The organism is Cytobacillus oceanisediminis, from assembly GCF_022811925.1.
Taxonomy (GTDB): Bacteria; Bacillota; Bacilli; order Bacillales; family Cytobacillaceae; genus Cytobacillus; species Cytobacillus oceanisediminis_D.
The window spans coordinates 3,794,678-3,816,313 of sequence record NZ_CP065511.1; the positions used below are offsets into that span (position 1 = coordinate 3,794,678).

A 21,636-nucleotide genomic window follows, 5' to 3' on the forward strand; every position below is an offset into this window, starting at 1 on the left:
TTTGATTTCTTATTAGTTTTCTAGCTATAATTTCAATTTCCTTTTTTAAACAATAAAAAAAGGAAAAGAGTCAAAGCTCTTTTCCTAATCAATCCACTTTACAATATCATCGAATGGTCTGCGTGTTTTCGGCCTTGGGTCTTTCACTCTGTACCCAAAGGTACACATTACCGACAGCCCGAAACTTCCTTCTTCAAGCAAACCTTCCTCATCCAGCAGCTTATTCATTTTTTCAATGTCAAAACCTTCAATTGGGCAGGAATCTATTCCAATTTGTGCAGCAGCAGTCATCATATTTCCAAGTGCGATGTAGCTTTGCTTACAAGCCCAATCAAAGAGAGGGCGGTCTCCTTCCAGAAGATCAAAATCGGACTTCTGGAATTCCTCAATCCGCTGCAAATATTTTTCCATCATTTCTTCCGGCATCCCCAGGGTATTTCTAAAATGATCCTGCAGATACTGGGAATCATATTTAGTATCTTTTTTCGTTCTTGCCAGGATTAAAACAAAATGGCTTGCTTCAGGCAATTTACCGAATGCTCCCCAGGAGGCATTCTTAATTTTCTCACGGAGCTCCTGGTTCTGAACAACCACAAAACGCCATGGTTCAAAACCAAATGAACTTGGTGACAGACGGCCTGTCTCCAATATAAATCGAAAATCTTCTTCGGGGATTTCTTTATTTGGATCAAATTCCTTTGTCGCATGCCTGAATTGATAGGCATTCAGAATGTCTTCCTTTAAAGTTTCCTTTTCACGCAAACCCAAACACTCCTTTTCTGACTGTTCTAATTTTAACGTAACACATTACAGCATAACATTCATGAAATCAGCTTTTAGTTTGCCCTTTTCACTGCCGTTCCTAATTATTTGGGGCACTCTCATTGTAAATCCATAGACAGTCTGATCATATCCCTGCAATGAATTCCATTTTCAAGGATATCTTCTTTGTAATGCCGCACAAAAAAATCTTTATCGACCCCAGTGATTCTAAAACCGCATTTTTGATAAAGAGCCAGCTGCCCAATACTGGAATTCCCCGTACCAATTTCAAGGGTCTTATTTCCTCCTTGAAAAGCAAGCCCTATTGCATGCTGAAGAAGTTTTCTGCCGATGCCCTCTCCCTGATATTTTTCACTAACGGCAATATTAACAATCTCACAGGTTCCTGGCCTTGTGGCAAGAAGGATATAAACGCCGACTACTGCTCCGTTTAGTTCAGCAATATATGTTTCCCCTCGATTTAAATAATCCTCAATAAATTCAATTGAAGGATCCGCCAATAATAGCAGATTCATAGGAGGGGGCTCTGAATGATCAATTTTTCGTATATTCATTACGTCCTCCTTTTTATGTCAAGGCTTGCAAAATAATCTTTGAAAATACTTTCTGTCTGTTCTTTCGGATCAAAAACAGAATGTCCTGCCCCTGCAATCACCTCTTCTTTTAATGAAGGATGATATTGTCTAAATTCTTCTGCCTCAGCTTCATTAATCAGAGTTCCTTCTTCCTCTCCGTAAGAGAAGTACCGGCCCTTCAATTAGATTCAGTCCGTGCGTTAAGTCCAGATCCTCTGAATCTATCTGAAGTTTCATGGGGAGATCTTTATGAACCCTTGCATGTATTCCATCTTCTTTTTTCACATAGAATTCCTCCTTGCGTTCTGCAAATTCTTCCGGGCTGATTTCCTGATTCGGGGAGATAGACTGATAAAGCTCCTCCCACGTCTGATGAATTTTATATCTGGCGATTAAATTTTCAACCCATTCCCTCTTCATAACAAAGCTTTTTGCAGGATAGTCCCCTACAACAAAGCCCTGAATTTTCCCCGGAAAATCCAGGGCAAATTGCACAGTAATCGGAACTCCCCTGGAAAATGAAATAAAGTGTGCTTTCACAATTCCTGTGTGCTGGAGAACCGCCTCAATATCGCTGGCTAAATGCCTGATTGTAAAGCCGGTCTCCGGAAGGCCGCTGTCCCCGCACCCTCTTAAATCAATCGAAATGACCCGTCTTGGTGTTCCCCATCTCCCTTGAGATATTTTTTCTCCAATCCATCTAAACATTCTTCCATTTGAAAGGTTCCCATGAATGCATATTACTGGAAGGCTGTCATTCTTGAACGCTGGCTTCCATTCCAGATAATGAAGGGCAAAGCCTTCCTCTCTTTCTATAAAATGATGATCCATAGCTCTCATCTCCCCAGTTTATTTTTGATTACTTTTTTTATTTGAGTTTCCTTTTCATGCTTATCGATAAATTCAAAATATCCAATTCTATTTCCCCAAGGATCCGAAAATGTAGCCCACTTAACAGGGACTTCTTTCCTTGTATGAATATCAAATGGTGTTATTTTTAATTCTGTGATTAGCCTTTCACGTTCCTGTTCAAGATCAGGCACACCCAGCCTAATCGGACCGCTTCCTTTACTGGGGGAACCCTCAGCTATCTGAAGCCAGCACCCTTTGATGAGTTCCCACTCTGCAAATCCTTCATGCGGAATGAAATCAGGTTTTTTATTAAGAAAAGTTTCATACCACCACAGTCCCTTTTTCATATCCAGCACCTGGAATTGAACCGTCATTTCATAGATCATTTCAGCCCCTCCAATCTCATACCAAATTATGTAATTCGTTGAATTTCTCACATTTCCTTCATTTTTATTGTTTTTGGTCCTTAGCACAGGGAATTAAGAGTAGTGAATAATAGAAAGGGAGTTGTATGAAACATGTCAATTAAGGCTTTAGTTTTAAACTGTACACTTAAAAAAAGCAGTGACCCTTCCAATACCGGTGCACTTATAGATGAAATTGTTAAATTTTTTCATAAAACGGAAGTGGAAACAGAGGTCATTACAGCTGCAGACTTTAAGATTGGATACGATATTACTTCTGAAGCAGTGGATCAGGAGGATGAATGGCCGGATATTTTTAAGAAGGTTGAAGAGGCAGATATCCTAATCCTTGGTTCTCCCATCTGGCTTGGCGAGCAAAGCAGCATCACCACTAAAGTAATCGAAAGATTATATGGAGGAAGCAGTCTGACCAATGAAAAAGGCCAGTATATTTATTACAACAAGGTTGGCGGCGTTGTGGTGACCGGCAATGAAGATGGAGCCAAACAAGTTTCCCGTTCCGTGTTATATTCACTCTCCCATATGGGGTTCACCATACCGCCAAACGTTGACACCTATTGGGTTGGTGAGGCTGGTCCCGGCCCATCCTTCATTGAAGCAAAGGGCTATGAAAATGACTTCACAAGACAGCATGCCAAAATAATGGCCTACAATTTAATCCATTTTGCTAGAATGTTAAATGCTCATCCGATACCTGCAGAAGGAAATATCGTCAAAGGCTAGTTACATTAATAAGCAGTAAAAAACCAGCATTGGCCCTAAATGCTGGTTTTTACTCTTTATTTTTTAGGAGAAATCTCCAATCCCAATTGATTTAGTGCGTGGGTGATTCCCTGCTGCAGAATAGAAAAACACGGAATTTGTGTTTCTTTATTTCCGCTCTCGATTATTTGGAGGCTAAGATCCGGTGAAATCCCGACAAATATGCAGTTGCTGCCCAGTAGTGAAGCGGCTCTGACGAATTTTTTCAGGAAATCAAGAGTATATTGATCGACACCCTTTAATGCAGTTAAGTCCAGTATTAAATACTCAGCTTTATATCGGGGAAGATTCAGTAATGTTCTGTTCAGCAACTCCTCTGCCCGCAGCTCTTCATATCTTCCAACCAAAGGGATGACCAAAATGGAGTCGATCACAGGTATAATAGGAGAAGAAATCTCTTTAATGATTTCCGACAATACTCTGGTCTGCTCAACAATTTCCTTTTCCAGCTCTTTTTGGGCGCTTTGAGTCCGCTCTTTTATCATTGCGCTAATATTCTGGGAAGGTGTAATTTCGGATTCAAAAAATTCATATTCGGAATACTGATCCCCCTGGACCTGGCTATGTCTCACCTTATACCACATATTTGTTTCAAACAGGCCGCTTAACACCCCTGCCCAATGTCCAGGCAAAAAAGTGCCTTCTGTTTTTTTCTTTTGAGCAATATTAATCTTATATTCCCAGCCGCTGTTAACACGTACAATGGCTTTCTTTTCTTCGAGACAGAAGGAAACAATGTCTGTTTTTCCCCATCCGGCAGTTAGATAAATATTGGGCAGATGATTGATAATGTCTTCTTTTTCTTTATTCGATTCCAAATAAAATTTGCTGACAATTTTCCCTGTACGGTACCCAGCTGTTTCTAGCACAAGCTCGGCCGACTTTTCACCAGAGATTTCTTCAATGGAGTCCAGCAGTGTCTTGAATGCTGTGTTTACCCAAAATACCACCACTTCGTCATTTTCAAATCTAAACGTTGCATCATCCAAATCCCAATCGAATAAAGATCCATTTACATTTATTTCATACTTGGAAGAGTAAGTCTCCATCGAATGTCCTCCTCATCTTATACATTCATTGCTGTCTAGTCATCTATTTAAAGAACATTATTATTCTACCCTCAAGATTATTTCGGAGTCAAAAATGTATATGCTGCCGTTAAAACCTTATTAAATATGAAAAAAATCAATGTAATATAGCTCCTGGAATTTGCCGCCTGCGTGCCCAAAATCTATTCAACTTTCCGCATCTCATCGTGCAGAGTTTTTATTCACCTCCAAAAAAGGATAGGCAAGCAAGTCTTCCCCGCTTATACCTACCCTTCTTCTTCCCACTTAATCATAAATGCACTGCCTTTTGCCGAACTTTCTTTTAAAAATAAATTTGCGTTCAGAGCATCAGCCAGCAGTTTGCTGAATGGAAGCCCCAAGCCGAGCCCTCTTACTTTCAGCTTCTTCTGTTCACCCCTGTAAAAACGCTCAAAAATATAAGGCTGCTCCTCTTCGGCTATTCCTGATCCATTATCATGAACCTCAATAAATCCCTCACTCAATATAACAGTAATGCTGCCAGCTTCATCAATGGCATGATAAGCATTATTCAACAAATTAATCATAATCTGCTGCAGACGGTACGGGTCTGTTGATCTGCAGATGGTTTCAGCGGGCGCTTCAACACTATAGTGAAAATTGCCTTTCTTTGCTAGTGCCCATTGCCTTACAATATCTTTCACGAGCTTATTCATATCACAGTATTCGGGCCTGATTGAAAAAGCACCGGACGAAAGTGAATTGAAATCGAGTAAATCCTCAATCATTTTCTGCAAACGGCTGACTTCTTTTAGAGAAATATCAAGAAATTCCTCTTTTTCTTCACCGCTTACAACATCATCACGCACCGCCTGAATTAAACCGCTTATAGATGTGACAGGTGTTTTCAAATCATGTGTGACCCCAGCCAGCAATTCTGCCCTAAGTTTTTCAAGGTGCATAAGCCGCTCTGTCATTTCTTTAAACGATATGATTAAATTATGAATCTCTTCCTCATTGGCCCTGGCTTTCAGATCGATTTTATAGTCACCTTCGCTGACTTTCGAGGCAGCTTGAGCTACTTCCTGAATGGGCCTCGAAATTTTCCTGGAAAGAAAATAAATGACACTCCATCCAAGAAGACCCAATCCTGTGAGCATGATAAACAACAGGGAATATTCCTGATTTACGTTCGTCAAATCATCTGCGCTTTGGACCACTACGACCCATCCCACCTGGTTATTATCGAATGTTATATCCGACTTGACCGCATACACGGCTTGCCCATCCTGTGTATCCAGTTTTTGAACATTCTTTTGGTTCTCAAGCAAATCTGCAGGCAGAGTTCCGAGATCAGGGCCAGTCTGGTTATTCCTCTGCATGCGTCCGGTTTTCTTATATAATATTTGGCCATTTAAATCGCTTATAAAGACCTGGGGTTCAAACTTAAATTCCAGCAGCTTCGCTCTTTCCTCCAGCATTCTGTTAAAAAAAGGATCAAATTCGATGCCGCCGTCCTGCTGCACGACACGATCTGCTGTTTCAACAGCAACGTACTGCAGCAAATTCAGCCTGTTTTCAAGAGTTGTCTGCCTAATCCACCACATAGATCCTGCTGCCAGTATGATAAGTCCGATGACAAGTGTAAAAAGATAGCGGGTTGTCCAATAGCGGAGCAGTGTTGTTCTTTTGTTATTTTTCATAAACATGGAATTGGTACCCCATTCCTCTGAGCGTCCTTATTTCACCTTCTGTTTCCGGCCAGTCCGTTAATGCCTGCCGTATCCTCTTTACGGCCAAATCGACAGCACGGTCGCTTCCGTCATAATCCATTCCCCAGACATGTTCAATCAACTGATCCCTGGTGAAAGTTCTGTTAGGCCTTTCAGCCAAAAACAGCAGCAAAGATAAATCCCGCGGAGTCAAACTTACTTCCTTGCCATGCAGGAAAATGGTATGCGCATCAAAATTTATCGTTAAGCTTCCATATTGCTTTATATGTTCATCCGTGTACACATTTGCTGATCGCCGTAATACAGCGTTCACACGTGCAATTACCTCATCCCCGATAAAAGGCTTTGAAATATAATCATCTGCACCTGTATTCAAGCCCTTTAACTTATAATCAATATCCCCCAGCGCTGTAAGCATGATGACAGGACATGCGCTTTTTTCACGAATTTTTTCGAGCACACTCCAGCCATCCATGCCAGGCATCATGATATCCAGGATCACAAGCTGAGGTGAGTGATTGAAAAATTGCTCAAGGGCATTGCTGCCGTCATATGCTGTTAGAACTTCAAACCCTTCTCGATGCAAATAGGCGCTTAAAACTTTGGAAATAGCCAATTCATCTTCTGCCACAAGGATTTTTTTCATATTACCTTCCTCCAATAAGTTAACTATAAAGAAAAATCCCCGAATTTGTACACGGGGATTTTTAAAACTTATTACAAAGAGCCTGAATCTGTACTTGTATCAATTTGACCTTCTTTAGATACCCGCTGCTTCATGCTGCCATCTTTGCCATGCCCATGACTGCCTCTCATTTCCTTCATGCCCAATCCTTTGATCCCCATAAAAGTTTCTCCAAGTACATCCTGTAATTTAGCACTGTCTTTCTCTTCTATTTCCGCGATAAGGTCTGCTGTTGATTTATCATTGGTGGAAATACCCAAGTCCTTAGCGAGATCTGCCACTTTTTTCTCCCTAACCTCTTGAGCGATTTGCTGAATGAATTTCCCATCTATTGAAATGCCCAGTTCCTTCGCCTCTTTTTTGACCTTCACTGAAAAGACCTCTTGTGCCGCTTCCCGGATATCTTTGCCTTCTATGGAGATTCCTAGTTTTTCAGCCTCTTTTTTTACTGATGCTGTGTATATCTCTTGTTTTAGAGTCTGCAGATCTGTGCCATCAGCAGAAATTCCAAGCTCTTTTGCCTTCTTATTTAAGGAAGCTGTCTGAATATCCTTCTTGAGGGTCTCCAAATCTTTGTTTTCAGTCGTCACTCCCAGTTCTTTGGCCTCCTCTTTCAGTTTTGCTGTACCGATTTCTTCATGGAGAGCTTCTGCATCTTTTCCTTCTGTCTTGATGCCCAATTCTGCAGCTTTCTTTTTCAGCTTAGCAAGCATTACTTCCTCCATAAGGTCTTCAGTGTCTTTTCCATCCGTTTTAATCCCAAGCTCCTTCGCTTCTTTCAGAATTTCTGCTTCGCGGATTTCCCCATTTAAAGTTCCGGCACCTTTTCCTTCTGTTTTAATGCCGAGCTCTTCAGCCCTTTGAAGGATAGATTCAGAGTCATTAGTAAACCCCCTGCCATGATGGCCAGACCCCTTGCTTTTAAATTTCCAGCTTAACTCGCCTTTTTCTGCAGAAGCTTCTGTATCTGCTGCAAAAGATGTTGTTGCATACCCCCCTGCCAGTAATAAACCTGCAAGGCTAAAACCAATGATTGTTTTTTTCATTACTATACCTCCTGATCATTTTCAAGGCCAAGCATTCTTAACCTCGACTTTACTATATCGGTGCAATATGTCAGGAAGATGTCAAAAAAACTCAACAATAAAAAAACCGCCAATGCCGCAATAATCGGCCAAACGGTTTTTAGCCTGCTTCCCGTATTTCTTCATTGATAAATTTCTTCTTCTGGATAAAGATGAGCCTCATTGAAAGACAAACACCTGCAGCAAGAAGCCCGAACGTAAGGCCAAGCCAATATCCAGTAGCCCCGAGGCTGGTATGATGTGCAAGAACGTACCCAGCAGGCAGACAGATCAGCCAATAGGCAATCAATGTGATAACAAAAGAAATATTCACATCTTTATATCCTCTTAATGCAGCTTGTGCAGTAGCTTGGATGGCATCAGAAATCTGGAAAAACAGGGCGTAAATTAGAAAATGGGCAGTTAAGGCAATAACAGCACTATCAGTAGAATAAAAACCTGCAACTTCATATCGGAAAAATACGACAAGCAGCCCAGTAAACAAGGCAATCAATACGGCTAAATAGATGCCAAGCCAACTGTAGGACTTTGCATCCTTATACCTGCCTGCACCCACTTCAAATCCGACTAACACTGTCTGCGCCATGGAAATGCTAATCGGGATCATATACAGGAAGGAAACAATGTTTAATGCAGACTGATAAGCGGCAATTGTTGTCACATTGAACTTGCTGATTAAGATGGTCACCACGGCAAACATACTCGTTTCAAAAAAGATTGACAATCCCATGGGTACTCCAATCTTTAAGATTTCTTTGCATTTTCCCCATGAAAAATCTTTAAGACCGCTGAATATCCCATAGCTTGAAAAAGGCTCCTTCGTTTTTATAATAAAAGCAGTCATGATAAGGATGAACCAGTAAGTAAAAGAAGTTGCATACCCGCCTCCTGCTCCTCCCAATTCAGGAAATCCCCAATAGCCAAAGATCAGGACATAATTCAGGAAGAAATTGATTGGAAGTGAACAAAACAAAATCACCATTACAACTCTCGTTTTGCCGAGTGCATAGATGAAAGATCTTAAAACATTAAATATGAATAAAGGAATGATTCCAAAGCTGAGTCCCACAAGATAGCCCCGAGCCGTTGCTTCCACAGCATTAGTCAGATTCATGCTATCAAGCAGCGGGTCAAGCAAAAATGAACCCAATAGGATGACTGCGAAGGCAATAACAAAGCCCAGAACTATTCCATTTTTAACAATAGAAGTAACTTCTTTGTTCTTTTTCTCTCCAAACGCTTGAGCCGCAATTGGAGATACAGCCATTAAAATTCCGCTGAGCCCGGTAAAAACAGGATTCCAAATGGAGGAGCCTATCGCTACGCCAGCAAGGTTGGAAGCATTATATCTTCCCGACATGATCGTATTAAAAAAGACCATTGCAAACATGCCAAGCTGCGTAATTAAAATAGGAATTAACATGATTGTAATTTGCCTGATCTTCTCCTGAAAAGTAAACGTTTGATACATCCTAAGGACTCCTTCACAAAATATTAAACACAAATATCATTATATTATATCTTTAAGAAGAAAGACCTTACTTTTATACAAAAGAAAAAAGAGCTTCAGAAGCTCTTTTTCAGGACATCACTCATTTTCTTCTTCAACTATATATTTAAGTTTTTGCAGCTTATTATTCCAGAATTGTTCATAATAGGATAGCCATTGCTTCAATTCTGTCAGCGGCTCAGGCTGGAGATGGTAGATTCTTTCTCTGCCTGCCTTTTTCCCTTTTACTAACTCAGCTTCAGAAAGGATATGAAGATGTTTTGATATGGCGGTCCGGCTTATGGGAAAATGAGCACTTATCTCTGAGATTGGGCGTTCTTTTTCAGCCAGCAGCCTTAATACTTCTCTCCGCGTTGGATCGGCGATTGCCTGAAACACATCATGTTTCCTGGCAGAAGCACCCATTATTCCTCAACAACCTTGCCAAGCTTTGCGAGAATTCCAGTCCATCCCTGAGACATTCTTTCACGGATAACCGCACTCTCGGCTTGAGCTTTCTCAACCAGTTCATCTGACTGTTTCCAGCCGCCATGTATAAGAGTAAATTCAGTTTTGCCGCCCAAATCTTTCAAAAGGAAAGATACAAACCATCCATCTGTATCCCATTTAAAAGAAAGCCGGTTAGGTTCATCCAGTTCTGTGACCTTACACGGGGACGGACCAAATGGTGACTGAATATGAAATTCATAGCCCAGCTCAGCCTTAAAATCATTTGGCATAAACCAGGCTTCGATCCCTTCAGATGTAGAGACTGTCTTCCAAACTTTTTCAATTGGCGCATTAAGTATGACTGTTTGTTTAATATCCTGAAGTGTTTCCATTTTCATGCTCTCCTTTAATTATAAAATACAACCTTTTGGTTTCATTTAAATCATATACAACCTTTTGGTTTTATGTCAACTGGAATATTATGATGTTTCCTAAAATAAAGCCTAAATATGCAGGTTAATCCATATAATTTACAGAATTATTCTTATATCTAAAGGAGGGATAATGATGCAGGAAACGATTCATGCCAAAAAACTTTCTGATCTGGAAACTGCGATTCTTACATATGTGCGACCCGATACTTTTCCGCTGGCTATAAGAGTTTTGAAAAAAGAGGAGGCACTGCCTGACAGGATAAAGCGTCCGGCAAGAGACTTTGGCAAAACATTCAGCATCTGTCAGGGTGTGACAATGTCAAGAAGATATGGCTGGTCCATTGCCATGGGCAAAGAAGACTTATCATGCCCCATTGCCAAAATCGCTTTTGGGTTTGAAGAGGAACTGGACTATTACTCAAAAGGCAGTTTAACAGATGGCATGTACACAAAAACCTGTGACCTTGGTGCCTTAACCGAAGCGGCAGTTCCTAAATTTTCAAAAGAGGAAGCCGGAACTATTTTAATGGCTCCTCTGGGGAGAGCAGCATTTGAACCGGAAGTAATCACAGTTTATGGGAATTCAGCACAAGTCATGAGAATGGTTGCGGGTGCACTCTATCATACGGGCGGAGAAATCACATCTACTTTTACTGCTAGAGCTGACTGTGCCGATATCGTTATTAAGACAATAAAAACCGGTAAGCCGCAGGTGATCCTGCCATGCTATGGAGATCGGGTTTTCGGGCAGACACATGATCATGAAATGGCCTTCACCATTCCTTTTTCCATGGCAGATGAGTTTGCTGAGGGATTAAAGCAAACCCACAAAGGCGGTGTGCGCTACCCTGTCCCAACCTACCTTCAATATGAGGCAAAGTATCCGGACACATATGAGAAGCTGAACGAGATGTTTGACAGCCTCCCTTGATTTATTGATGCTGGTACCCCTAAGAAGAGGTACCGGCTTGTTTCATTTTGGGAAAAGGGTAAAATAAAAACAGACAGCTATTAAGAAAAGAGTGAAATTTTTGAGCAGCTTATTCCCATCTCTATATGATTTGGCCATGCAGCCTTTTGAAAAAAGAAAATTCCGGCAAATCAGAAGTAAGATTCTTTCCATGGCTGCCGGCCGTGTACTCGAAGTTGGTGCCGGCACAGGCATTAACTTCCCATTATACAAAAATGCGGCTCGGGTCGATGCCATTGAACCAAATCAGGCAATGATTGAGAAATCTATTCCACGCAAGAATGCGGCTGCGGTTCCTATCCATATCCACCGGCAGTCTGCTGAAGATCTTGAATTTGCGGACAATACATTTGATTCAGCAGTTGCTACTCTTGTTTTCTGTACGATACCAGATCCTTACAAAGCACTCTCGGAGATCAAAAGAGTCTGTAAGCCACAGGCAAAAATACTATTCTTTGAACATGTAAAAATGGAGCAGCCCGCTTTGGCATTTGCCCAGGAAGCCCTAAACCCTCTATGGAAACGAATTTGTGACGGCTGCCATCTAAACCGTGATACACTTCTGGCTATACAGGAATCCGGCATGAAGGTTTCGAACGTGACTTCCTATTATAAAGGTTTGTTTCTGGTAGTGGAGTGTGAGAATAGTGATGGCGGCCGTTAATCTTCTGCTAGCGGCGCCATTTTTGATTATTTTGGGATTGGAACTCTATTTTTGTTGATAGCAGCCGATTAGCTGCCGTTTTTTCTCCCTCTTACCTCTTTACGGCGTTAATCCGGCTGGTTAACTACCATTTCCCTCTTCACTACCACATTTTCGGCGTTAATCCAGTTGATTAACTACCATTTTCCTCTTCACTACCACATTTTCGGCGTTAATCCAGTTGATTAACTACCATTTTCCTCCCCACAACCACATTTTCGGCGTTAATCCAGTTGATTAACTACCATTTTCCTCTTCACTACCATATTTTCGGCATTAATCCAGCTACTTAACTACCATTTTCCTCCCCACAACCACATTTTCGGCGTTAATGCGAAAGATTAATTTCCATTCTAATTCATGATCCGCTTTCGTCTTTTTTCATAGTACAAATTAGAAATCCTTTTCAGTTCTCCACAAAAAAGAAGGCCGATTCAATCAGCCTCCTTTGACTACACCTTTTTTAATTCGTAATTCCGGTTATCCACCAGCTTCTTATCATTCTTTTTAATTGAGCCTGCCGATGTTAATTCAAGGATTGGCTTGACCCGGATCACTTCCTGAATTTTTGATGAAAGCTCAGATTCTAACCCTTCCTCGGAATCTATGAAAATTGTAAGCTGATCCTGTCCGTTCTCATTTGTGACAACTGCCTGGAATACCGAATACCCTGCTTCATTCAAGACCTGTGCAAGCTGTTTTTCTCTTACAAACATTCCTTTTACCTTTACTCCATCACTAACACGTCCCAACACTCCTGCAATCCTTTTTCCCTCGTACCCTTTAACCCAGCGGGAGAGGTCGCCTGTTCCAAAGCGGATGAGCGGGTAGCTTTTATCAAATAGAGTGACAACCACTTCTCCTTCTCCACCTGAAACCTCCCATCCAGTCTGCGGGTCACAGATTTGTACGATGGCAGAATCAGTTATTCTCAGCCCAGGGCCCTGCTTGTCTTCAAAAGCAATACATCCGCAATCCGCAGTCCCATAGCCTTCATATACCGAAATCCCATTGTCTTCACACCTTTTCCGCATTTGTTCAGTCAGCATTTCAGCAGTAAAGAATACTTTGTTAACCGCTATTTCGTTACCAATCTTCCATCCTTTCTCTTCAAGGGCATCAAGCAAAAGGTTAAAAAAGCTGGGGGTTCCGACATAGCCGGTTACCTGGATATCCTTCATAATCTGAATCTGCAGCTCCCGATTCCCGGTTCCGGCCGGTATTACAGTTGCGCCTAATTCACGAAGTGCCGAGTCAAACATAAAGCCTGCCGGTGAAAGATGATAGGAAAATGTATTCTGTACCATATCACCACTGTTAAACCCAGCTGCCCTGAGAGCCTCTGAAAAACGCCAGAAATCTTTCTCCGTAGTTTGCGGATCATAAATTGGACCTGGTGACATAAAGATTCGTGCCATCTCATTTGGCTTTACAGCTGCAAGGCTTCCGAAGGGCTGATCTGCAGATTGCATATCCGGCAATCGATCTTTTTTAAGCACGGGAATTTTTTGTAAATCTTTTAGGGATAGAATGTCACTTGGAGAAATGCGTGCATCATCAAGCTGACATTTAAATCCTTTGGCATTGTCATATGCATGCTGAATCACTTCCTTCAGCTTTTCCACTACAGCCACCTCTTTCTTCTTTTATAAGATTTAATATCTTTATAGCTTTTCCGTCCCTTATCTCCCATTCCAAGGTAAAATTCACGCACATCCTGATTGGAAAGGAGCCGCTCCACCGTTCCATCCATCACAATCCGGCCGTTTTCCATGATGTATCCATAATCAGCAATCGATAAGGCAACATTGGCATTCTGCTCAACTACCAGTATCGTAGTCCCCTCTTCTTCATTGATTTTTTTTATGATCCCGAAAATCTCTTTTACTAATAGAGGGGCCAGTCCTAATGAAGGTTCATCGAGAAGCAGCACCTTTGGCTTTGCCATGATACCCCTGCCAATGGCCAGCATTTGCTGCTCTCCACCTGACAGATATCCGGCCTGCCTGTGCTTCAGCATTTCAAGCTTTGGAAAGTAATGATAGACTTTTTGAATATCACTTTTAATATTCTTCCGGTCTTTCCTGGTATGCGCACCTGCAATCAGGTTATCTTCCACAGAAAGGTGCTTGAAGACACGTCTTCCTTCCATGCACTGAAAAATGCCTTTCTTTACGATGGTTTCAGCATCGCTTACATCAATGCGCTCCCCATACAGCTCGATAAACCCGTCTGTTACTTCACCATTCTCACTCTTCAACAGTCCGGAAATGGCTTTAAGGGTAGTCGTTTTTCCGGCGCCATTACTGCCGAGCAGAGCAACTATTTTCCCTTTAGGCACCACCATCGACATCCCCTTTAGTACAAGGATGACCTTATCGTACATCACTTCGACATTGTTAATTGTCAGCATGCATCTGTCCTCCCAGCTTTTTATAAACTCTTTCTCTATTTATTCGTTCCAAGGTCAAGTTCTGAATCATATGTTGTTTGCTGGTTTTCTAGGTTTATTTGCAAAATCTGAGATTTGTTTGCTGATTCCGATAGTTTGTTTGGAAAATTTCATGTTTCTTTGCCAAATTTCGAGTTTATTGCTAAGTTCACACTTTAGCGATGTTCCAAGCCTTTAAAAGCTAACAGGAGGCGGGTATCAAACCTCGCCCCCATCATTTTAGTAGCCGATATAATCAGTGAACACTTCAAACTGCCCGTTCTTCACTTCTGCCAATCGAATTTGGTTGGTTCCAGCATGATTGTCAGGGGAAAAAGTAACTGGAGCGGCTAGACCGCCAAGATCTAGATTTGAGATTTTCTCCAGGCCAGCACGGATCCCTTCACCTGAAGTCGGGTCTTCAGCAAGTTTTAGGCCTTCAACCATAATTTTTGCGGAAACCCATCCCTGGATAAATTTCTGGTTCTTGTCTTCCAGCTTTTCACCCTTGCTTTCTACGAACTTCTTGATTTCTTCCATTCCAGGCAGATCTTCATAAGGGAATGCATGTGTGACAACCCCGATAAATCCTTCAGCAGCATCACCGGCAATTGGAAGCAAGCCTTCACCGGCAGCCCAGTTTAAACCGATGAATTGTGTATCAAGGCCAAGCTTTTTAGCATCTTTTAGAATCGTTGCGGTTGCACCCCAAGTTTGGTTGATAATCGCATAATCAGGATTTTTCTTTTCCATGTTCAGTAATTGGGAGGTTGCATCAAGTGTTTTCAGGTCAACTATTTGCTCATCAACAATTTCGATGCCATTTTCCTTTGCATAATTTTTGGCATCTTCAATTGGGGATTTTCCAAAAGCCGTATCGTTGTAAATTAATGCTACAGTAGGTGTGCCGCCAGTGTGATTGTCTTTTATCCATTTCAGTACGGATCTTGCCTGGTCGGAGTATGAAGCCGCGGCCAGGAAGTTATATGGGCTTTCATCAATATTTTTTAGATTCTCTGAGTATGAAGCCGAAATGAATGGGAGTTTGTCAGCTGCCACCTGCTGGCGAAGGGCTTCTGTATCACCTGTGCCCCATCCTAAAATAGCCGATACTTTATCTTTTGATTTTAATTTCTGATAAAGTTTTTGAGCTTCAGGAATTTTATAAGCATAATCATCACCGATTAATTCGAGCTTATAACCATTGATCTCCTCACCTGCAATGGATTCAAAAAATGCTTTTTCACCCTCTGCATATGGTGTTCCTACATCACCGGTACCGCCCGTAAGGTCAAAGATACCGCCGATTTTGACAGTGCCTTTCTTGTCACCCGATGCTTCCTCGCTGCCTCCTGAACAGCCAGCCAGCATTCCAGCCATTAATGTTGCTGCCAATAAACCTTTCCAAACCTTCTTCATAATGTTCCCCCTCATTTTTTCCTCTTTTTTTATAAAAATTTGAAAGTTTTACTTTCAAAATTTTCAGAAATTATTACCCGGGAATTAATAAGAAAACGGCCACAGTTTAAAATAATCTTTAATATTTTTCCATATTTTCGCGAGTCCCTGCGGTTCATAAATCAGGAATAAGATGATCACGAGGCCAAATACTACCTCTTTCATTCCTATTAAGACTGCAGACAAGTCTGGAAAAACACCGCTCATCATTTCTACACCTGATCTTAGAACAACTGGCAGCAATGTAATGAAAACAGCTCCGTAAATCGACCCGAATACACTCCCTAATCCGCCGACCAGTATGATTGCCAAGTATTCGATGGACACTGTAATGCTGTAAAGTTCGGGACTTACAACCATGGTATAGTGGCCCAGTAAAGCTCCAGCGATGCCTACGAAGAAGGAACTCACAATAAATGCCAATACTTTATACTTAAACAAATCGATTCCCATCACTTCTGCTGCCACATCACGGTCACGTACTGCTATGAATGCCCTGCCGACCCGCGACCGGAAGAGGTTCAGGGTGAAGATGGCCGTAATAATCAGCACTACAAACATCAAATAATAATAGCTCCGCTCACTGTAAAAGACAAAACTGCCAAGTTCAGGCCTTGAAAGGACCATTCCGGCTGTTCCTCCAGTCAGCGCATCCCAGCGGGAAATAACAAACAAAATGATTACCTGTGCTGCCAGTGTCGCAATGGCTAAATATAATCCTTTTAGCCTTAAGGAAGGCAATCCGAATAGTCCGCCTACAATCGCCGTCACAATGCCGGCTGTCGGCATGGCAATCCAGAAGCTTAATCCCAGCTTAGCTGTCAGAATGGCCGACGTATATCCGCCTACCCCCAGAAAGGCGCCTACCCCTATGGAAATCTGGCCGGTAAAGCCCGTCAGGATGTTCAGGCCAATCGCACCAATCGCGGCAATTCCGCAAAGCGTTGCCAGTCCAATGATATAATCGGATGCAAACATCGGGAAGACTGCAAATATAGCCAGAAGAATGAATACCCGCATCCTTACTCTGGAGATTTTCCAGATAGCCATATCTTGTTTATAATTTACATGGAATTCTCCACAATCCATTACAAAAGGATTTCTCATCGGTTACACCCTCTCGATTTCTTTTTTTCCGAACAAACCATATGGCTTGAACATAAGGATAAATACGAGGATGACAAACGGCATAACCTCTTTCAGACCGCCACCAACCAATGGATCCAGATATCCGCCGGTCAAGCTCTCAAGAATGCCGATGATCAGTCCGCCGATGATGGCCCCGGGGATACTGTCAAGTCCTCCTAAGATGGCAACCGGAAGTACCTTTAAGCCGATCGCTGAAAGGGATGCATTAACACCATTTATGTTCCCGAGAAGGATGCCTCCAACTGCAGAAACAATAGCAGCAATCGCCCAGGCAACTGCGAAAATCATTTTAACGCTGATACCCATTGACATCGCCGCCTGCTGATCATCTGCGGTTGCCCTCATCGCAATTCCCAGCTTCGAATATTTGAAAAAGAGGGTGAAAATGATAAGCATAGCCACAACGATTAAAAGTGACCATAAATAGACGGGCGCAATGACAATTTCGCCAAGATTAACAGGCTGTTCTGAGAAGATTTTTGGAAACACACGTGTTTCATGGCCCCAAATAATATGGACAATCCCAGCAAGAACGCTCGATAAACCGATCGTCGCCATTATCATCGATATGACCGGCTCTCCGATAAACGGCCTCAGAACAATTCGTTCAATGACAAATCCCAAAACCGCACTGAACATCAGCGCAATTAAAAGGGCAGCTATAAACGGGATCTTGTAGGCTGTAATAAGCGTTAAACATACATACGTTCCAATTAAAAGGAACTCACCTTGTGCAAAGTTGATGGCGTCACTGGATTTATAAATGAGCACAAAGCCCAGTGCCACAAGTGCATAAACACTTCCTACCACGATTCCTGTTACGAGCATCTGCAAGAAAAAAGTCATTAAGCTGCCCCCTCTCCTTCATCCATAAAAATGACTTGAAGCGTTGTTTGGATGGTTTGTTCCATGCCATCACGATACTTGATCGTGCCATTGACACGTATTTTTTTGTCCTCTGTATAAAGCCCATCGATCAAGGCCTGATATTTTTTAGCAACAAATTGCCTGCGGACTTTCTTTGTTCTTGTAAGCTCTTCATCATCTGCATCCAGTTCTTTATAAAGAAGAACGAATTTTTTCACCCGGGCTTTTTCAGGCAGGGTCTGATTGATTTCCTGCACTTGTTTTTCGATCAGTTCCAGCACTTCCGGTTTGGATGATAAATCGGTATACGTGGTATAGCTGATTTGATTTTTCTCTGCCCAGCGCCCTACATTTTTCATATCGATATTGATCATGGCAACCACATATGGGCGATCCTTCCCGATTGCTACTGCTTCCTGGATGAACGAACTGAATTTCAGTTTGTTTTCGATAAATTGCGGGGAGAACATCTCACCCGAATCAAGGCGGATGACATCTTTTATCCGGTCAATGATATACAAATGCCCATCTTCATCCAGTCTCCCTGCATCCCCTGTATGGAGCCAGCCATCCTGAATGGTTTCGATTGTACTTTTCTCGTTTTTGTAGTATCCCTTGCAGACGCTTGAGCTTTTGATCAGAATTTCTCCTTCATGAGAAATTTTCACTTCTGTTCCCGGAATAGGAATTCCAACACTATCAAGCTTAATGTCGCCGTCCCTGTGCACAATAGAGATGCCGGAAACTTCTGTCTGCCCATAAATGCTTTTCACATTGACTCCTATGCTGTGAAAGAACTCAAATACATCTGGGCCTAAAGGGGCACCGCCGGTATAAGCACGCTTGATCTTCAGGAGTCCGAAATGATCGCGGATCGCACCGAACATCAGATAATCTGCAATTTTATAGAGAGCCTTCGTTCCAGTGCTGACAGGCTTATTTTCAAAATGTGCTTTGGCTGCTTTCTCACCAATTGGCTTGCACCAGTTATATATCTTTCTTTTCAGCCAGCCGCTGTCCTGAATTTTAACCTGAAAGCGTGATACCATATCTTCATATATTCTTGGCGGTGAAAACATAACCTGTGGCCCAATTTCCCGGAGGTCTTCTAATACGGTTGCTGGCTCTTCAGGGAAATTAATAGTTATTCCATTGTATAAGCCCATAGCAAAGGTCATCATTTGTTCCCCGATCCAGGCAAGCGGAAGGAATGATACATATTCATCCTTATCTGTCAGCGGATCGATGTCTGATAGGTTTTTAGCCATGTCTATCAGATTCCTGTAAGTAAGCATGGTTCCCTTTGGATTGCCTGTAGTTCCAGAAGTATATGACAAAATTGCCACATCATCAGCAGACCCTTTATCGACTTCCTGCTTAAATAAATCAGGATTCTCTAAGTGATATCTTCTTCCCATCTCCAGAACTTCTTTAAATTCAAGCAGAAAATCCTCCCGGTAACTTCTCATGCCCCGTGAATCATAATAAATAATCGTTCTGACTTTAGGAATGGATCCTTTAATTTCCAGCAGTTTATCCACTTGCTCCTGATCTTCCGCTACTATTATAGTTGCGTCACAATTATCAATAATGTAACTAAGCTCAGCAGATAAGGATTCCTGATAGATTCCGACTGAAATGCCGCCCAAGCTTTGCGCAGCAAGCTCACTGATTACCCATTCAGGTCTGTTATCGCCGATAATGGCTAGCTTATCCTCCCTTTTTAGACCTAAAGATGCCAATCCCAGGCTGAAATTCATAACTTTCTCCAAGAACGCATCATACGTGATTTCATTCCAAATTCCAAATTCTTTTTCTCGTAAAGCAACTTGTGACCCATTTATGTAAGCCCTTTCAATCAGCAGCTGCGGAAATGTCATGGTCATAGAATCGCTCCCCCTCCTCAAAATACAAAACTAACTTTTAGCCTATATATCTTTATACGGCATTCTCCTCTCCCAGATAAGCTTCTATGACTCTAGGATTATTCTGAATCTCTTCGGGCGTCCCGTAGCCAATCAGCTTACCGAAATCAAGAACTGCAATGTGATCGGATAAATCCATTACAACCCCCATGTCATGTTCAATTAATATAATGGTTGTATTCATTTCTTCATGAATGTCGATAATGTATCTGGCCATGTCCTCTTTTTCCTCACTATTCATGCCTGCCATCGGCTCATCCAGAAGAAGGATGTCAGGTTCCAATGCCAGAGCTCTGCCGGTTTCGACCCTTTTCTGCAATCCATACGAAAGGGTTCCCACGGGAGTATTGCGGATATCCTCAATTTCAAGAAAATCGATCACCTGCTCAACTTTTTTCCGATGTTCAATTTCCTCTCTTTGCGCCTTTCCCCAATAAAATCCTCCTGCAAGAAGTCCGGTTTTCATTCTGACATGCCTGCCAAGCATCAGATTGTCCAAAACAGATAAATGCGGAAAAAGTTCGATGTTCTGGAATGCCCTGGCAATACCCATACTGGCTCTTTTGTGAGGTTTATAGCGGGTAATATCTTCCCCCTTGAAATGGATGGAACCAGATGAAGGCTTGTATAGTCCGCTAATACAATTCAGCATACTTGTTTTCCCTGCGCCATTTGGCCCAATAAGCGAAAAAATCTCTCCTTCCTGCACTTCATATGAGACATGGTCGAGAGCTACTACGCCTCCAAACCTTAAAGTAGCATCTTTTATCTCTAAAATCCCCAACCTTCCAACCCCCTTTATTTCGAGTAGCAAAATATTTTTTATAAAATTATGAATAGTTTAAATATTCTTTACATGTTTATTTTCTCCTTTTAATATTTAAAATATTTTTCACTCCTGAGCTATTTTTCATTTTTATGTGACTGGGAATATTGATATGACTAATTCCTTATGTGTAAGTATTTTTCACTATGAGCTAAGTGATAAATATTATGCAAACTCTTTATGTAAATAGAAAGAAAAAAAGCTGAACACAAATGTGCCCAGCTTAGTTTGGTTCCGGTCCAACTTCACCCTGCAAGAAGGCTGCTGAAGCCCCGCTTTTGGATTACTAGTTAAATCCACACCTAAATCCCTTTCCAGCTCAGCTTTTTCCTTAATTGTATCCGCTGCCACTTTTTTCATTTGGACTGCCACATGGCAGGTTTGCAATCAAATCCATTAATATCTTTATTTTCTTATCGGATGGTGATTAAAAAAATGCCACTTACATAACAATGCTAGTAAAACAAAATTAAATAAAAGGAGAATCTGACTTGATCTGTTTGTGTGAAGAGCTTTCCTTATCCCGATGCGGCCTAGACGGAAAAATTGCCATTTTAGAAGATAAACATACAGTTTTAAAAAACTTTGGTCTAAACAATGAAAGCTGGCTGAGCTTTTGGAATATTGACTGCAGACTCCTGACTATGTTTTATCAATCCCTGGATGCGCATTATGACTGGTTTATTGTCGTCTATGATTATGAAAAGTTCTGTTCAGACAGAGAAATAAAACAAGCCATAATCTGGCATGAAATTGGACATATTACCTATCCGGCTGGAAAGAATATAATCTGTACAGATACTGAAGTTCAATGTGATCGGGTAGCTATTGAATACGGCCAGAAGGAAGGAATCAAAAAAATCTTGGATCTCACCCTTAAAATGGCACACTCGCTCAATAATGAAGTGCTGCTGAATATGACAAAAGAAAGACAAAAACAATTACACTTCATATAAGGAGCAGATGGCCAGGCAGGATCCAATGATACTTTTAATGTGGATTACAT

The 21,636-nt window shown here is 41.7% G+C and carries 23 protein-coding genes; 4 read left to right on the top strand and 19 right to left on the bottom strand.

Annotated elements, in window-relative coordinates; genetic code table 11:
- Positions 1–84: 84 nt before the first annotated feature.
- The 4 genes from IRB79_RS18955 to IRB79_RS18970 all read right to left on the bottom strand — a co-directional run bounded on the left by IRB79_RS18955 (position 85) and on the right by IRB79_RS18970 (position 2,596).
- Positions 85–762: an NAD(P)H-dependent oxidoreductase gene (locus tag IRB79_RS18955; RefSeq protein ID WP_243504066.1), complete on the bottom strand. Its 678-nt coding sequence runs from the start codon at positions 760–762 to the stop codon at positions 85–87.
- A 119-nt stretch (positions 763–881) separates the two neighbouring features.
- Positions 882–1,337, bottom strand: coding sequence for a GNAT family N-acetyltransferase (locus tag IRB79_RS18960; protein ID WP_243504067.1), 456 nt, complete (start codon positions 1,335–1,337; stop codon positions 882–884).
- Between the two features lie 153 nt (positions 1,338–1,490).
- Positions 1,491–2,189 carry an alpha/beta fold hydrolase gene (locus tag IRB79_RS18965; protein ID WP_243504068.1) on the bottom strand — a complete coding sequence of 233 codons (699 nt, stop codon included), beginning with the start codon at positions 2,187–2,189 and terminating at the stop codon, positions 1,491–1,493.
- Between the two features lie 5 nt (positions 2,190–2,194).
- On the bottom strand, positions 2,195–2,596 hold the full coding sequence (locus tag IRB79_RS18970; RefSeq protein ID WP_243504069.1) for a VOC family protein: 402 nt from the start codon (positions 2,594–2,596) through the stop codon (positions 2,195–2,197).
- A gap of 132 nt (positions 2,597–2,728) precedes the next feature.
- On the opposite strand from IRB79_RS18970, the gene IRB79_RS18975 reads away from it, so the two are divergent.
- Positions 2,729–3,358: a flavodoxin family protein gene (locus IRB79_RS18975; RefSeq protein ID WP_279401029.1), complete on the top strand. Its 630-nt coding sequence runs from the start codon at positions 2,729–2,731 to the stop codon at positions 3,356–3,358.
- Between the two features lie 56 nt (positions 3,359–3,414).
- Here IRB79_RS18975 and IRB79_RS18980 read toward each other — a convergent pair whose 3' ends face one another.
- From IRB79_RS18980 to IRB79_RS19010, 7 genes are all read right to left on the bottom strand, one after another.
- Positions 3,415–4,446, bottom strand: coding sequence for an STAS domain-containing protein (locus tag IRB79_RS18980; protein WP_243504070.1), 1,032 nt, complete (start codon positions 4,444–4,446; stop codon positions 3,415–3,417).
- Between the two features lie 266 nt (positions 4,447–4,712).
- Entirely contained in the window at positions 4,713–6,134 is a 1,422-nt protein-coding gene (locus tag IRB79_RS18985) for a sensor histidine kinase (protein WP_243504072.1), read from the bottom strand.
- Positions 6,118–6,804 carry a response regulator transcription factor gene (locus IRB79_RS18990; protein ID WP_243504073.1) on the bottom strand — a complete coding sequence of 229 codons (687 nt, stop codon included), beginning with the start codon at positions 6,802–6,804 and terminating at the stop codon, positions 6,118–6,120. The genes IRB79_RS18985 and IRB79_RS18990 overlap by 17 nt, the downstream gene beginning before the upstream one ends.
- A 71-nt stretch (positions 6,805–6,875) precedes the next feature.
- On the bottom strand, positions 6,876–7,889 hold the full coding sequence (locus IRB79_RS18995; RefSeq protein ID WP_243504075.1) for a hypothetical protein: 1,014 nt from the start codon (positions 7,887–7,889) through the stop codon (positions 6,876–6,878).
- A gap of 139 nt (positions 7,890–8,028) precedes the next feature.
- Positions 8,029–9,399, bottom strand: a complete 1,371-nt coding sequence (locus IRB79_RS19000) for an MATE family efflux transporter (RefSeq protein ID WP_243504077.1) — start codon at positions 9,397–9,399, stop codon at positions 8,029–8,031.
- A gap of 117 nt (positions 9,400–9,516) precedes the next feature.
- Positions 9,517–9,843, bottom strand: a complete 327-nt coding sequence (locus IRB79_RS19005) for an ArsR/SmtB family transcription factor (RefSeq protein ID WP_206843520.1) — start codon at positions 9,841–9,843, stop codon at positions 9,517–9,519.
- The gene (locus IRB79_RS19010) at positions 9,843–10,265 is read right to left on the bottom strand and encodes an SRPBCC family protein (protein WP_430538223.1); all 423 of its coding nucleotides are present in this window, start codon (positions 10,263–10,265) and stop codon (positions 9,843–9,845) included. Before IRB79_RS19010 ends, IRB79_RS19005 begins: the two co-directional genes overlap by 1 nt.
- A gap of 166 nt (positions 10,266–10,431) precedes the next feature.
- Here IRB79_RS19010 and IRB79_RS19015 point away from each other — a divergent pair, with 166 nt between their 5' ends.
- Complete coding sequence (locus IRB79_RS19015) at positions 10,432–11,232, top strand: DUF169 domain-containing protein (RefSeq protein ID WP_243504078.1); 801 nt, start codon at positions 10,432–10,434, stop codon at positions 11,230–11,232.
- A 100-nt stretch (positions 11,233–11,332) separates the two neighbouring features.
- On the top strand, positions 11,333–11,935 hold the full coding sequence (locus IRB79_RS19020; RefSeq protein WP_243504079.1) for a class I SAM-dependent methyltransferase: 603 nt from the start codon (positions 11,333–11,335) through the stop codon (positions 11,933–11,935).
- 491 nt (positions 11,936–12,426) lie between these two features.
- On the opposite strand, the gene IRB79_RS19025 is transcribed toward IRB79_RS19020, so the two are convergent.
- From IRB79_RS19025 to IRB79_RS19060, 8 genes are all read right to left on the bottom strand, one after another.
- Entirely contained in the window at positions 12,427–13,599 is a 1,173-nt protein-coding gene (locus IRB79_RS19025) for a phenylacetate--CoA ligase family protein (RefSeq protein ID WP_243504080.1), read from the bottom strand.
- Positions 13,599–14,387 carry an ABC transporter ATP-binding protein gene (locus IRB79_RS19030; protein WP_110065244.1) on the bottom strand — a complete coding sequence of 263 codons (789 nt, stop codon included), beginning with the start codon at positions 14,385–14,387 and terminating at the stop codon, positions 13,599–13,601. The genes IRB79_RS19025 and IRB79_RS19030 overlap by 1 nt, the downstream gene beginning before the upstream one ends.
- 258 nt (positions 14,388–14,645) lie before the next feature.
- On the bottom strand, positions 14,646–15,824 hold the full coding sequence (locus IRB79_RS19035) for an ABC transporter substrate-binding protein (protein WP_221880173.1): 1,179 nt from the start codon (positions 15,822–15,824) through the stop codon (positions 14,646–14,648).
- Between the two features lie 84 nt (positions 15,825–15,908).
- Entirely contained in the window at positions 15,909–16,970 is a 1,062-nt protein-coding gene (locus tag IRB79_RS19040) for a branched-chain amino acid ABC transporter permease (protein ID WP_243504081.1), read from the bottom strand.
- 3 nt (positions 16,971–16,973) lie between these two features.
- On the bottom strand, positions 16,974–17,858 hold the full coding sequence (locus IRB79_RS19045; RefSeq protein WP_243504082.1) for a branched-chain amino acid ABC transporter permease: 885 nt from the start codon (positions 17,856–17,858) through the stop codon (positions 16,974–16,976).
- Entirely contained in the window at positions 17,858–19,765 is a 1,908-nt protein-coding gene (locus IRB79_RS19050) for an AMP-binding protein (RefSeq protein ID WP_243504083.1), read from the bottom strand. The genes IRB79_RS19045 and IRB79_RS19050 overlap by 1 nt, the downstream gene beginning before the upstream one ends.
- Before the next feature lie 52 nt (positions 19,766–19,817).
- Positions 19,818–20,588 carry an ABC transporter ATP-binding protein gene (locus tag IRB79_RS19055; protein WP_206843501.1) on the bottom strand — a complete coding sequence of 257 codons (771 nt, stop codon included), beginning with the start codon at positions 20,586–20,588 and terminating at the stop codon, positions 19,818–19,820.
- A 207-nt stretch (positions 20,589–20,795) separates the two neighbouring features.
- A complete protein-coding gene (locus tag IRB79_RS19060) occupies positions 20,796–20,990 on the bottom strand; it encodes a hypothetical protein (protein ID WP_243504086.1) in 195 nt (64 codons plus the stop codon).
- Positions 20,991–21,121: 131 nt separating this feature from the next.
- On the opposite strand from IRB79_RS19060, the gene IRB79_RS19065 reads away from it, so the two are divergent.
- Positions 21,122–21,586 (top strand): hypothetical protein, encoded by a 465-nt coding sequence (locus IRB79_RS19065; protein WP_243504088.1) that lies wholly within the window; start codon positions 21,122–21,124, stop codon positions 21,584–21,586.
- Positions 21,587–21,636 lie beyond the last annotated feature (50 nt).

Excerpts from the sequence above, each read along its gene's own strand:
- IRB79_RS19040 (WP_243504081.1), bottom strand. The coding sequence starts at position 16,970 with ATGAGAAATCCTTTTGTAATGGATTGTGGAGAATTCCATGTAAATTAT.
- IRB79_RS18970 (WP_243504069.1), bottom strand. The coding sequence starts at position 2,596 with ATGATCTATGAAATGACGGTTCAATTCCAGGTGCTGGATATGAAAAAG.
- IRB79_RS19005 (WP_206843520.1), bottom strand. The coding sequence starts at position 9,843 with ATGGGTGCTTCTGCCAGGAAACATGATGTGTTTCAGGCAATCGCCGAT.
- IRB79_RS18980 (WP_243504070.1), bottom strand. The coding sequence starts at position 4,446 with ATGGAGACTTACTCTTCCAAGTATGAAATAAATGTAAATGGATCTTTA.
- IRB79_RS19050 (WP_243504083.1), bottom strand. The coding sequence starts at position 19,765 with ATGACCATGACATTTCCGCAGCTGCTGATTGAAAGGGCTTACATAAAT.
- IRB79_RS18960 (WP_243504067.1), bottom strand. The coding sequence starts at position 1,337 with ATGAATATACGAAAAATTGATCATTCAGAGCCCCCTCCTATGAATCTG.
- IRB79_RS18985 (WP_243504072.1), bottom strand. The coding sequence starts at position 6,134 with ATGTTTATGAAAAATAACAAAAGAACAACACTGCTCCGCTATTGGACA.
- IRB79_RS18975 (WP_279401029.1), top strand. The coding sequence starts at position 2,729 with ATGTCAATTAAGGCTTTAGTTTTAAACTGTACACTTAAAAAAAGCAGT.
- IRB79_RS18990 (WP_243504073.1), bottom strand. The coding sequence starts at position 6,804 with ATGAAAAAAATCCTTGTGGCAGAAGATGAATTGGCTATTTCCAAAGTT.
- IRB79_RS19000 (WP_243504077.1), bottom strand. The coding sequence starts at position 9,399 with ATGTATCAAACGTTTACTTTTCAGGAGAAGATCAGGCAAATTACAATC.
- IRB79_RS19010 (WP_430538223.1), bottom strand. The coding sequence starts at position 10,265 with ATGAAAATGGAAACACTTCAGGATATTAAACAAACAGTCATACTTAAT.
- IRB79_RS19035 (WP_221880173.1), bottom strand. The coding sequence starts at position 15,824 with ATGAAGAAGGTTTGGAAAGGTTTATTGGCAGCAACATTAATGGCTGGA.
- IRB79_RS19030 (WP_110065244.1), bottom strand. The coding sequence starts at position 14,387 with ATGCTGACAATTAACAATGTCGAAGTGATGTACGATAAGGTCATCCTT.
- IRB79_RS18965 (WP_243504068.1), bottom strand. The coding sequence starts at position 2,189 with ATGGATCATCATTTTATAGAAAGAGAGGAAGGCTTTGCCCTTCATTAT.
- IRB79_RS19045 (WP_243504082.1), bottom strand. The coding sequence starts at position 17,858 with ATGACTTTTTTCTTGCAGATGCTCGTAACAGGAATCGTGGTAGGAAGT.
- IRB79_RS19015 (WP_243504078.1), top strand. The coding sequence starts at position 10,432 with ATGATGCAGGAAACGATTCATGCCAAAAAACTTTCTGATCTGGAAACT.
- IRB79_RS19060 (WP_243504086.1), bottom strand. The coding sequence starts at position 20,990 with ATGAAAAAAGTGGCAGCGGATACAATTAAGGAAAAAGCTGAGCTGGAA.
- IRB79_RS18995 (WP_243504075.1), bottom strand. The coding sequence starts at position 7,889 with ATGAAAAAAACAATCATTGGTTTTAGCCTTGCAGGTTTATTACTGGCA.